Source organism: Marinilactibacillus piezotolerans (genome assembly GCF_900169305.1).
In the GTDB taxonomy this organism is placed as follows: domain Bacteria; phylum Bacillota; class Bacilli; order Lactobacillales; family Carnobacteriaceae_A; genus Marinilactibacillus; species Marinilactibacillus piezotolerans_A.
Genome location: NZ_FWDP01000004.1, coordinates 808004 through 820294 on the forward strand (window position 1 = coordinate 808004; position 12291 = coordinate 820294).

General features: G+C 41.5%; 8 protein-coding genes and 1 tRNA gene. 1 reads left to right on the forward strand and 8 read right to left on the reverse strand.

The window, feature by feature from the left end:
- Positions 1-141 precede the first annotated feature (141 nt).
- The 8 genes from B6F02_RS07690 to B6F02_RS07725 all read right to left on the reverse strand — a co-directional run bounded on the left by B6F02_RS07690 (position 142) and on the right by B6F02_RS07725 (position 11882).
- Positions 142-3501 carry a GH36-type glycosyl hydrolase domain-containing protein gene (locus B6F02_RS07690; protein WP_256864670.1) on the reverse strand — a complete coding sequence of 1120 codons (3360 nt, stop codon included), beginning with the start codon at positions 3499-3501 and terminating at the stop codon, positions 142-144.
- Positions 3502-3592: 91 nt separating this feature from the next.
- A complete protein-coding gene (locus B6F02_RS07695; RefSeq protein ID WP_080146776.1) occupies positions 3593-5743 on the reverse strand; it encodes a glycoside hydrolase family 3 N-terminal domain-containing protein in 2151 nt (716 codons plus the stop codon).
- Positions 5744-5795: 52 nt separating this feature from the next.
- Positions 5796-6617: a carbohydrate ABC transporter permease gene (locus B6F02_RS07700; RefSeq protein WP_080146777.1), complete on the reverse strand. Its 822-nt coding sequence runs from the start codon at positions 6615-6617 to the stop codon at positions 5796-5798.
- Between the two features lie 15 nt (positions 6618-6632).
- On the reverse strand, positions 6633-7514 hold the full coding sequence (locus B6F02_RS07705) for a carbohydrate ABC transporter permease (RefSeq protein WP_080146778.1): 882 nt from the start codon (positions 7512-7514) through the stop codon (positions 6633-6635).
- Positions 7515-7610: 96 nt separating this feature from the next.
- Positions 7611-8867, reverse strand: coding sequence for a sugar ABC transporter substrate-binding protein (locus B6F02_RS07710; RefSeq protein ID WP_080146779.1), 1257 nt, complete (start codon positions 8865-8867; stop codon positions 7611-7613).
- Between the two features lie 135 nt (positions 8868-9002).
- Complete coding sequence (locus tag B6F02_RS07715; protein WP_080146780.1) at positions 9003-9761, reverse strand: alpha/beta hydrolase; 759 nt, start codon at positions 9759-9761, stop codon at positions 9003-9005.
- Between the two features lie 153 nt (positions 9762-9914).
- The gene (locus B6F02_RS07720; protein WP_080146781.1) at positions 9915-10697 is read right to left on the reverse strand and encodes an alpha/beta hydrolase; all 783 of its coding nucleotides are present in this window, start codon (positions 10695-10697) and stop codon (positions 9915-9917) included.
- Positions 10698-11459: 762 nt separating this feature from the next.
- Entirely contained in the window at positions 11460-11882 is a 423-nt protein-coding gene (locus tag B6F02_RS07725; RefSeq protein ID WP_080146782.1) for an OsmC family protein, read from the reverse strand.
- 158 nt (positions 11883-12040) lie between these two features.
- Between B6F02_RS07725 and B6F02_RS07730 the strand changes: the two genes are divergently transcribed.
- Positions 12041-12114: transfer RNA gene (locus tag B6F02_RS07730), tRNA-Arg, on the forward strand.
- Positions 12115-12291: the final 177 nt, after the last annotated feature.

A 12291-nucleotide genomic window follows, 5' to 3' on the forward strand; every position in this document is an offset into this window, starting at 1 on the left:
AAGGCGCCCCTTTGACATTTTTGATAGTGAAAGACTGTTCATTAAAGCCTTCCTCAATTGGTCAGCTTTAATGAACAGTACTTTTGCAACTTCAGTCTATTTACTTAAACCCTATTTCCTGACTATTTAACGTCAGTTTCGTTATCCATAAACGGGATACCGTACTTCGATCACGGTCTCTGAATCGTCCAAGCTTTGTTCTAGAGCCGCTGGAGCAATTCGAACACCGGCATTCCGGTAGGGATTAGAGATTGTTTCTTGATCGACTGTTGACCCATTAATGGTTACTCTTAACTGTTCTTCTTCTGTATAAAGATAATGAATCGTCAGTGGATGACCGTTAAATCGGTACTGTATCTGCAGTCCGTCCATTTCTTTTGTCAGTACCGGATCCAGTACAAGGGACTTTCCTTGTACCCGAAAACCTAGTCCGCTGGCAATGAGCTGGTTCAGATAAATCCCTGGTCCGCTGGAATAAATTCTCCAGCCGCCTTTGACTTTTACTTCACCTTTTTTAACAAGATCAAAGTTCTTCTGCGCTTCATAGCGGTCTGAGAAATCCGCATCTGAACTGCTGAAATAGTTGTTGCTCTGTCTGATTTCTGCATTTTCGACGACTTCAGGAAGGTTGATTGGATTAATAGTCTCGAACCCTTTCCAGACTTCATCCGCTTTACCGATTTTTGCCATGGCTTCAATATAACGAATATGCGCATGTACATACATCAATCCAATCTCACGACCAAAGTTCGCTGCTTGCTCAGCTCGCTTGAACTGATGGCTCACGCCTCCGCGGTATGTTGCCGGACGATTCATCAGCCGCACGCCGTCTGGTGTATTCAAGTGTTTTTGGATAACTTCATAATGCGCCAGTGCTTGTTCTTTGGAGAACAGTTCACTGATCATACCACGAATCATCGGCAGCAGACGATACTGAATGCCGGTCGTCTGATCATCTGGATGAATCATCTTCTCTACTTCTTTTTCACTTGGCATATAGACAAATCCAGGTACCACTTCATTTGAAGAAATGTAGCGATCGAAGTCTGAGCGGATTTTTTCTGCCAAGGTCTTAATAGTTTCAGACCATTTATCTTCTTGCTTTTTCAATACTTGAGCAAATTTTGTAAGTGTCTGATACGTCAACGCAATCGTCCAGCTGCTCGCCATATATTTTTTCAAACTTTGGTCATGCGGCTGCAGGGTATCATCCCAGTCTCCATCGCCATAGGAAGATAAAAATGTATCCCAAAGAAAATGCGACTGTATATAATCAATCTGTTTCTGGACGTGATCTCTGATTGAAGCCGTTTGGGCAGTCCGTTCTTTTGTCGTCTTGTCAAAATAAGGAACCTCAACGTCTAAAATGCTGACGTCATTTGTCGCCTCAATATAATCCGACAGCATTTTAAGCGGCCAGACGATGACATCTCCATGACTCTCATCTGCCTGTACATGCGTATAAGAATCGAACATGAACCATTGCGGCCAGTTGCCATCTTGAACATGTTGATGACCGTATACGCGCTTAACCACTTCTTTTAAGCTGTCATATTTCTGCATCGCCAGCAAGTACTCTGAAGGTCCCTGAGAGACATCTCTGGTTCCCCAAGCTGCACCGCCGAATTGTTCTAAGCCATGCGGTACCAGATAATGAACCAGCATATTGTGCGTGTACCACCAAGTCGTCAAATTCATTTTATCTGAAAGCTTTTCTACTGCATCGGGTCCTGACCATTCCAGTCCATTACTCATTGTTTCAAAAAATTGATGGAAAGCAATGACTTCTTCTGCAAAAGACAGTTTGACATCCGGGAACGATTCACCTTTAAGCGATCCTTGCATCAGCAGCTCAAAACGTTCTGTTTCCGCAATCTTGAAGTTGACTAGATTAGCTGTTCCTTCTCCAGCACCTTCCAGAAATACTTCTTCGCCGACAACTGTGTAGTCAGCTTCTTTAATAGAAAATCGGTATGTCAGATTGGGCAGCTTCTCATGTGCAGCAGTATGCTCGTCAAAGGTAAAGTAAACGCCATCCGCTTTTTCTTCATACCAGATCGGTGTCTGATATTCTCGACTGTTCAGTGTCATCTGATTCGTTACTAAATATTCGTAAGGTTGTCCGCTGGTACTTTCAACCGATAGCTGAATCGCTGATTCATTTGAAGAAGATAAGTTTGTAACAATAAATGTCTCATCGGCTGTTTTGTAAAGCCATTTTACATAATTGATGCCGATCTCCATCAAAGAAGGCAGCGCCAGCAAGTGATACTGTTCATTAATCCAAACATAGACGCGCTGTCCGCTTGTCTTGAAATAATTGACAGCATTTCGTGCATTAGATACTGCTTTATTCATGTCCGTATTGCCCATGACCAACTGAGCATTGAAAATGCCGTACATCCATGACGTTGTACTCATGATCGATTCATCCGGTACAGTATGATTATGCGTAAATAATATTTGTCCATGCGGACGTTCCAATCGTACTTCTTTTTCCTTTAAAGCAACATGCGCTTTTTGATCCGTGAAAAATGACAGCAGTTCACCATCCATTTTTTCTTCTTGGGTTCTAGAAGGATACAGTTCATCCAACTCCGCTTTCGAATATGCTGCAGTGCTCAGCGGTTGTCCAAAGATCGGGTTCTTTTTGACTGGTTCTACCGGCTCTACGGTTTCTTTTGCCAATTGCTGATAGGCCGTTTGAATTTGATCAATTCCTTCAAGTTTTTCAACGGCTTCCGGATGCGACGGCTGATAGTATTGATAGAAAACAATGTTGGTCTGACCCTCTAAGTTGACTTTTTTTGATTTCAATACACTGTAGGCAAATTCATACTGCTTGTTTTTATTATACAGCTCGGCATTCAGCAGCGCTTTTGGAATAGCCGTTTCTTTGTATTCTGTTCCGAAGAATTGGAATCCGTCAGTTAGAAATCCGTCCGCTCCTGTCAGACTCCCTTCCTGCAGATAAGGATGCTTCCCATCTTGCGGCTGGTTTTGTCTGGAACTGATAGAATAGCCTAAATCGGATTCAATGATTTTATGATCTACATATTGGGCAACATAAGCTTCATTCGCTTTCAGTGCTGCTTCTCCTGCCAACCCTAAGTCTTGTCCATAGATCACGTCGACTGTCTGCTGCGCACCGGAAAGTTCTACTTCCCAGAACCAGACTGATTCCTCTGCCAAGCTGAATCGAACCGTATACTCGATTTCTTCAGCCGTTCCCGTCCAGGTTGCCTGGGATTGGCCGGCTGAAAAAGTACTGTTGGATCGAATACCGAGTAAAGGTGTATAGGATTTTATCGTACCGTCTTGGTCGTATGTTCTTAAATACAAATTGTTCAAGGAACCGTCAATCATGTTGCTTTCGACCTGATTGATCATGATGTCTTGGTGTGATAATTTATAAAGATCCCCAGATTGTAAAAAGACTGCTTCAGTGTTTCCCGACGTCAGCGTCGTCATCTGTTCTGCTGATTGCTCTAATTTTTTCATTATACTACTCCTTAAAACGAATGCTTTTTCTTGTCATACTGTTTTATCATCCTGCTAAAATGATTTGAATACTTGCTTTAACTGCTTCTGGTTATTTGGTCAATCGAAAAGCATGTGTCAATTCTAGAGAACTATTAGAGCCGATCCCGACTAAAAATTCTCCTGCATCACTTTTCACTGCATGATCTGAGTGTGTATACCGCAGTTGTTCTTCTGATAGACTGAACGTAATGGTCTGACTTTCTCCTGGTTCTAGTGTTACTTGTTTGAAATCAATCAATTCTTTTACAGGACGAACGACTTCGCCCGCTTTATCTCTTGCATACATCTGAACTGTTTCAGTACCTGAACGTTCACCGGTATTTTTCACCGTAACGGACAGCTCAATCGCTTCTTCGTTTGTCATTTCTGTATCAGACAGTGTTAATGCAGAATACTCAAACTGAGTGTAGGATAGTCCATACCCAAATGGATAAAGCGGTGAATTAGCACGATCGATATAGCGAGAAAAGTATTTTTCGCTTCCTTTGTCTGCTGTAAAAGGTCGGCCGGTGCTGTCTTCGTTATAGAAAATCGGGACTTGTCCAACTGAGCGAGGGAACGTCATCGATAATCTTCCGGAAGGACTGGTTTTTCCATATAAGAGATTGAAGACTGCCTGAGCTCCAGCTGTTCCCGGGAACCAAGCTTCAATCAGACCATCGACCAGCGGCACTACATCTGTCAGATCCAGCGGACGTCCATTGAATAAGACCGCAACCACTTTTTTATTTAATGCTTTCAACTCTTTAAGGAGCAGCAACTGTGATTCTGGCAGCTTAATGTTCGTTCTGCTGGCTGCCTCTCCGCTCATTTCAGAAGTTTCTCCAAACGCTACAATAATTGTGTCCGCTTCTTGTACATCATTCATCAAAAAGCTGTGTGCGCCATTGAAGATTTCAGCTTCTTCGACGATAGTCAACTGTTCTGTCGGTACTTGTGCCGCTAGAATATCTTCCAGTGTCGCCGTTTTCGAGCGATCACCTTTCCATGACCACGCACCCAGAAGATCATTGGACCGTTTCATTGGACCCGTCAAAATAACTTTTTCTTCTTTTGTTAACGGCAATACGCCGTTGTTTTCAAGTAAAACGAGTGACTGTTCAGCCGCTTTTAAAGCAACTTGCTGATTCGCTTCACTATAAATCTCAGCCTCTTCTTTTGCTTGATCTGCTCCTCGATAAGGCTGTTCAAAGAGTCCCAGATCATTTTTCAGTGTTAAAATATTCATGACCGTCTCATCCAGCAAGGCTTTAAGCGTTGAATCTGTCTCGACTAATTTGACAAGATGTTCACTGTACGCAGCTGACATCATCTCAATGTCTACACCGGCTTCCATCGCCAGTTTGGCAGCTTGTTCAAGATCTTCTGCCACACCATGCGGTACTAATTCGCCGATTGCACCCCAGTCAGAGATCAATACCCCGTTAAAGCCCATTTCTTTTCGTAAAATGTCTCGCATCAATCTTTTATTTCCAGTTGCCGGGATATTATCGATCGTATTGAAAGCCGTCATGACTAACTTAGCCCCGGCATCTATTCCCTCTTGATACGCCGGCAAGTAATGCTCTCTCAAGGTATTTTCGTTTAGATCCACAGAATTATAGTCCCGTCCGCCTCGCGGTGCTCCGTAACCGGCAAAATGTTTCACACATGCTGCCAGCTTCGTAAGATCCTGCTTTAAATCGTCTCCCTGATACCCTTCAACAAAAGCTCGGGCATGCCGTTTGTTTAACAGTTTGTCTTCTCCAGTAGACTCCATAACTCGGCCCCATCTTGGATCTCTGACAAGATCGACCATGGGTGAGAAGGTAATATGCAGCCCTTGTGCTGCTGCTTCTTTAGCTGCAATACTGGCTGTTTCTTTAACCAATTCAGGATTCCAAGTCGCGCCCAGTCCTAACGGGATCGGAAAGATCGTGTGATCACCGTGAATAACATCCGCCATAAACAGCAAAGGAATATTTAATCGATGCTGTTCCATAAAGCTTTTTTGCAATTCAATCGTTTCATTTGCGCCTGCTACACCTAATACAGATCCGACTTGATATTTCTTTTCTTCTGTCATCGCCATTTCATTCATAGGGCCCGTGATATCTTCAGACTTATCTGAGAAAAAATCCGCTGACAACTGGATTGTCTGACCGACTTTTTCTTCAATCGTCATTTCATCTAGTAATGCTTTCAGTTCTTCTTTTTTCATCTGTCTGCTCCTTTTTGTATTGCTTTTAGTTTCTCCTGATATCCAAAAGTGCTTATTTGCCGCCGGAAATATTAAATCCGCTGAGGATATATTTTTGGAAGATGATGAATATGATCAAGATCGGAACCACCATGAACGCTGCTCCTGCCATTTGTAAGGCAAAGTTTGTAGCATGCTGTCCCTGCAGCAACTGAAGGCCTACAGATAGTGTGTAGAAGCTTTGATCATTTGCGATAATCAACGGCCATAAGAAAGAGTTCCAACCGGCGATAAAGGTTAAGATCCCTTGTACAGCAATAATTGGTTTGGACAACGGCAAGGCAACTCGGAAAAACACATAAAAGTCACTGGCTCCGTCTAATCTCGCTGCTTCAAAAAATTCTTCAGAAATACTAGAGAAAAATTGTCTAAACAAGAAAATTCCGAATGCGCCGGTCAGACCCGGCAAAACGATCCCTAGGTAGGTGTTTGTCAATCCCATTTGATTCAGCAGCAAGTACACTGGAATCATCGTTACTTGTCCTGGGATCATCATCGTCGCCAGCACTAATATGAATAAGAAGTTTTTGAATTTAAAATCATAATGTGCGAACGCAAAGCCTGCCATGGCGTTAAGGAATAGCCCAACGAAGCCAAGCAGCGTAATGATCGCTGTATTAACTAGATAAACATCGAAGTTCAGACGCTGAAACAGCTCAGCAAAGTTCGCAAGTGTCCATTCACTTGGAAAAAGGTTGGGTTGAGTCGACACGATTTCAGCATTGGTTTTGAAAGCTGATAAAATCATCCACAAAAATGGAATAACGGTAACCAGTCCCCAAAGCCCCAAGACGACCCCTATCGTAATCTTTAGTTTTTTACTGATATTAATCATTGATTGATCCTCCTCTTAATTCTGTCCACGTCTTTGCAGTCTTAACTGAATCATAGTCGCTGCAATAATCACAACGAATAAAAGCAGTGAACCTGCTGCGGCATAACCGAACTGGTTATTTTGGAAACCGTTGCGGTAGATAAATAGCGCCACACTCATTGTACTGTTCAACGGACCTCCGTCTGTCATTACAAATGGCTCTTCGAAGAACTGCAGCCATCCGATGATCGTAGTGATCGTAACGAATGACGTTGAGAATTTAAGCTGAGGAATCGTAATATGCCAGATTTGTTCCCATTTTGTTGCGCCATCCAGTTCGGCAGCTTCATACATGGTTTTGGGAATGTTTTGCAAAGCTGCTGAGAAAATCAGCATATTAATCCCGATCCCTCTCCAAACTGCAAGGATAACTAGTGAAAATTTTGAAACATCAGTGTTTGTCAACCAGCCGATCGGTTGAATGCCCACTGTGCTTAACATTTGATTGATCAATCCGATACTTTCACTAGGGTTAAATAGAAACGCCCAAACAATGGCAACAGCTACAATATTCGTGATTGATGGAGAATAAAACACCACTCTCATAAAGGAAAAGTACTTCGTTTTCCCCATATTGATCAAGATCGCTATCGTCAGTGAAAAAAGAATCACCAGGGGAACACCAAACAAAACATAAAATAAGGTGTTGGTAATAGATTGAATAAAGACATTATCCTGCAAGATATTTTGATAATTTTGCAGACCAAGAAACTCAATTCTTGAATAATCTGCCAAGCCAGCTAGGCTCATATCTGTAAAACTGATCAGCAACGCAATCAGGATAGGGAAAATGGAAAACATCAGCAGTAATATAATAGCTGGTGCAATAAAGAAATAGGGTGCTTTTTTACTCTTCATATAAAACGTCCTCTCTAAAATCAAAATTCAGAGAATGAATAGGATCTATTCAATTCTCTGAATTTATGGAGTTTACTTTTCTAATAATCTGATTGATTATTCGATGATCGATTGTACTTCTTGGTTCAAGTTATCCAGCGTTTCTTGAATGTCTGATCCACCAACCATAATTTGTTCGAAACTTGAAAGATAGGCTTGTGAGACTCTATCCCATCCAACGATCAATGGCATATGTTCAGAGTTTTCAAGCTGTTCTCCAAAGACGGCAACTTTTTCATCTTGGAACGGCTCTTCTTCCCAAGCTGACATCAATGCCGGCAGAGAACTAGTTGTATCATAGTAAGTCAATAAGCTTTCCGTACTGACAATATGCTCAATCAAATCAATTGCCTGATCCGGGTTGTCTGATCCTTCCCATACGGCTAAGTTTGCGCCGCCGGTGTTAGAAACGTTGCTGACAGGTCCTTCTGGAAGTGTTCTGATATCCCATTCACCTTCAATATCCGTCGTCTGATCTTCAATAGCTGTAATTGACCATGGTCCGGAAATAAACATTGGAACGATTCCTTCACCACCGAAGCTTTGAGAAATTTCAATACCTAAGTCCTGCATCGGTGAAGCTCCTGCTTCTGCAAAACTGTGAAGATATTCAATGGCTTCTACAAATTCTGGTTCATTCATTACAGCAGTATTGTCTTCTGTGATCACTTCAGAACCATTTTGCATTGCGAACATAGGTCCAAAGGTCTGCTCTTGTAAGTTGATATCAAATCCGTACATGTTGTCGCCGCGTTCTGATAATTGTACAGCCGCGTCATATAATTCATCCCAAGTGCTCGGTCCTTCTGGATAACCAACTTCTTCCAGCAAATCTGTTCTGTAGTATAGCGCACGTGTTTCTGTATACCAAGGTACAGCATAATAGTTGTCTTCAAACATTGTTGTCGCTACGTTTCCTTCAAAAAAGTTATCAGGACTGAGCGCTTCTTCAGATTCAATATATTCAGAGATATCCATCAATGCACCTGCATCAACAAATTCAGCCATATAAGTTGATCCCATTTGCACAACATCCGGACCTTCTCCGGAAGCTACAGCCGTTAATAAACGGTCATGAACAGCTGACCAAGGAATACTTTGAAGATTGACTTCTACGCCAGTTTCTTCTGTATATGCGTCAAAAATCGGTTGAACAGACTCATTTCCGTCTCCCATTACCCAAACAGATAATGTATCTGACCCGCCTTCTGAAGCACCTTCATCTCCGCCATCTCCACCGTTTCCGCATGCTGCTAGCAAACTCATTGATAGTAGAGATGCAGTTCCAAATACTAATTTATTCATTTTTACCATTGTGGTTCCTCCTAATTTTTTCTTATTTGATCATTTACGCTAATTTTGAAATCTGGTTGTCGAAACGTTTCGACAAAACTTCAAAAAAATTTAATTCACCTAAAATATAGCATGTTCTTTTATAGTTGTAAACCCTTACGTGTTTAGCTGTTCTTTTTCAGTCAGCCAATCTAAAGCTGATATAATCTGCTGATTCCAGAATTCCCAATTATGGTCTCCTTCGTCTTCCACATATTGATGAGGATAGTCTGCTTGCTTCAGATATGCGTGAAATTCTACATTATCTTTATACAAAAAGTCACTAGTCCCGCATGCCATATAAAGTGCTGGTTGCTGACCGCTGTTTTCCGCTAAATGATATAAATCCATTTCATCCGGCATATCTGCTGTCTTGTCACTTCCAATTAATACTTTCATAATGCGATCCGGATAAGTATGCGTCGGATCTTCCGGCTTCCTAGTCAAGATCCGGCTGGATAGTGCAGCAATTTTACTAAATGTCTGATCATAGTACAGACCATTTCTTAACGCTCCGTATCCGCCCATCGAAAGTCCAGCAATCCATGTATCTTCTCTCTTCTCAGAAAGCGGAAATAAAGATCTAGTTTCTCTTACTAATTCTTCTCCAGTAAGCTTTCCGTATCCTAATCCGTTTGGATGATCAACATAGTAACTGTTCTCTCCATTAGGCAGGATGACTGCAATGCCATAATTCTCTGCCAACTGTTCAATCTGTCCTGCATATAACCAATCTTTACGATCACCACTGTATCCATGTAAAAGATAAAGTGTCTGCAATGCACCCGATGCTCTGTTATTTTCAGGAATAATAGCAGAAAAGCTGACTTTCCTTGTTAAATTCTCTGAAAAAAATGAAGCATCAATGATTGTCATATCCAACCACGTCCTTTCGAAACGTTTCGATAAATGAATTATATTAAATCAAATTTATTTTTGCAAGCCTTTTCTTAAAGATGAGATTTTTTTAATAAAACGGTTTCGCTGAATCCATTAATTTGCAGCGAAACCGTTCTCTAATATTTCCCTTTATTCTTCTACCATCCACTGTGCTGCTTGCTCTATATAATGGTCCCAAAAATCCCATTCGTGACCACCGGCTGAAGTTTTATAAATGTGATCAATCTCATTTTCATTTAAGTACCTATGGAGCGCTTGACTATCTTCATAAATAAAATCTTCTGTTCCGCAAGCAATGTATAACTCTGGACGAGGTTGCCCCAGCACAAGCTTGTAAATATCCATTTCTGGCTTGAGATCCTTGTAGGAGTTGGAGCCTATGATCGATTGTAGTTTAGAGTTTAATCGATCCGTAGTGGACAAGTCGTGCAGCGGCTCATCAGCTTTAAGCACTCTACTGGAAAACGCAGCAATTTTTGAGAAGGTTTCCGGATAGGCTAAACCATTTCGCAAAGCACCATATCCTCCCATAGAAAGTCCGCCGATATAAGTTTCTTCTCTTTTAGACGACAAATTAAACAGGTGTCTTGTTTCATTAATCAGTTCTCCCCCAATAAATTTTCCATAATTTTCTCCGCTCGGGTGATCCGCATAGAAACTGTTCTCTCCAGAGGGCAAAATCACTGCAATCCCAAACTTCGTTGCTACCTCCACAATCCTGGAATTTTGAATCCAGTCATCGTGATTTCCGTCCCATCCATGCAGAAGATACAAAGTTTTAAAAGGCCCTTGCGTCGCATATGCCTCCGACTGCGGGTCATAGATCGATTTTGTGCTTGAAGGAAGAATCGCGGAGAATGTTACTTTACGCATCAATTCCTTCGACTGCATCGTTCCAGTAAATGTTGCCATTCAATTCACTCCTTATGTAATTGCTTTCTTTACTTTCAGTTTAGAGATTTTTATTTAGGAAAGCAATTCAGAAGATAGATGGAGCTTGGTATTTTAAAAGGTGGTCATAGAGATTTTAGTCCGCTGCTGCGGAGTTTCATATGTCGGTTTAAGAAGATGTTTTTGGTGCTGAGTTGGAAATTTGATCTGACTTCTTAGGCGAAGTCGCGAATTTTTGGTGCTTAACTTGAATGCTGTGGTGAATTGGTAGAATGTGTTGCGGATTGTCGGTACTCGTTTTGAGTGCTGCGGTGAGTTGGTAGAATACGTCGCAGTTTCTCGGTACTCAATTTGGATGCTGGATTGAGTTCGTAGAGTAGTCCGCCCATTTTTGGTACTCATCCTGTTTGTTGGCTTGAGTTCGCAGAATAAACCGCAAATTCTCGGTACTCATCCTGTTTGTTGGCTTGAGTTCGGAGAATAAGCCGCCTATTCTCGGTGCTCACCCTGATTATTGGCTCGAGTTCGCAGAATAAGCCGCCTATTCTTAGTACTCACGCTAAACGCTGGCTCGGCTTCATAGAATAGCCGCCTATTTTCGGCACTCAGCATAAATTACGATATGAGAGCGCAAAATAAGGAACGGTTCTATGCTGCTTAACGTAACATTCAACTAAGGCCTACAGTATTTGCTACTGGACTTCACTATTATCCTATTGAAAAAAGCCTCTTTCACTTGTCGTTAAATACGATCAAAGCGAGAAAGGCTTCCCAACATTCAATTTAATTTTGTTCGACTTCTTCTCCATTTAAAACGACTTTATAACTCAATTCAGCTTTCAATGAATTAGCCACTGAGCAGTATTTTTCATCGCTTAACTTTACAGCACGCCATACACGGCTTGCCGGAACATCTCCGTCTACATGAACGGTTACTAAGACTTTTTTGAAATATTTTGGAGGTTCTTCATTTCTTTCGCCGTCTGTTTCGATTTCAATATTTTCCAATTTCTCTTGATAGGGTTTTAATATCATATACATATCAATGCCCATACATCCGGCTAGTCCACCCAGAACAGCTTCCATTGGAGAGACTCCATTGCCGTTACCGCCGGCTGCTTCTCCAGCATCCATTTTCAGTTCTTTTCCTTTGCCATTATTCATTGTGAAAGCCAGATTGCCTTCCCATTTCGTAGATACTTTCATGTCTACCACTCCATCTCATTAGTCTTATCGTCATTATATGATAATTCGTCTTACTTTTCTATAGTAGTTAAGAATCCATGTCACCTTTTCAGCAAAAAAAGGAATTTTCTGATATAATAGTTGAGTTACATTCGTTTATTGATTTTTTAAACTGTCATGACCCTATAGCTCAGTAGGATAGAGCAAGTGCCTCCTAAGCACTAGGTCGGGGGTTCAATTCCCTCTAGGGTCGTTTACTTTTCCCTCCGTTTACTTTTACACCACGTTTTGACGATTGCTCGTTTTAAGCCTTTTGAGGATGCGAAAAACTACTAATTAGACTTTTATTCCATATGTTATTTTCAATATTCATACTTATCTCGACGAATAGGTTCATTATTCGGTACGTTATTTCCAATCTTATCTTTTA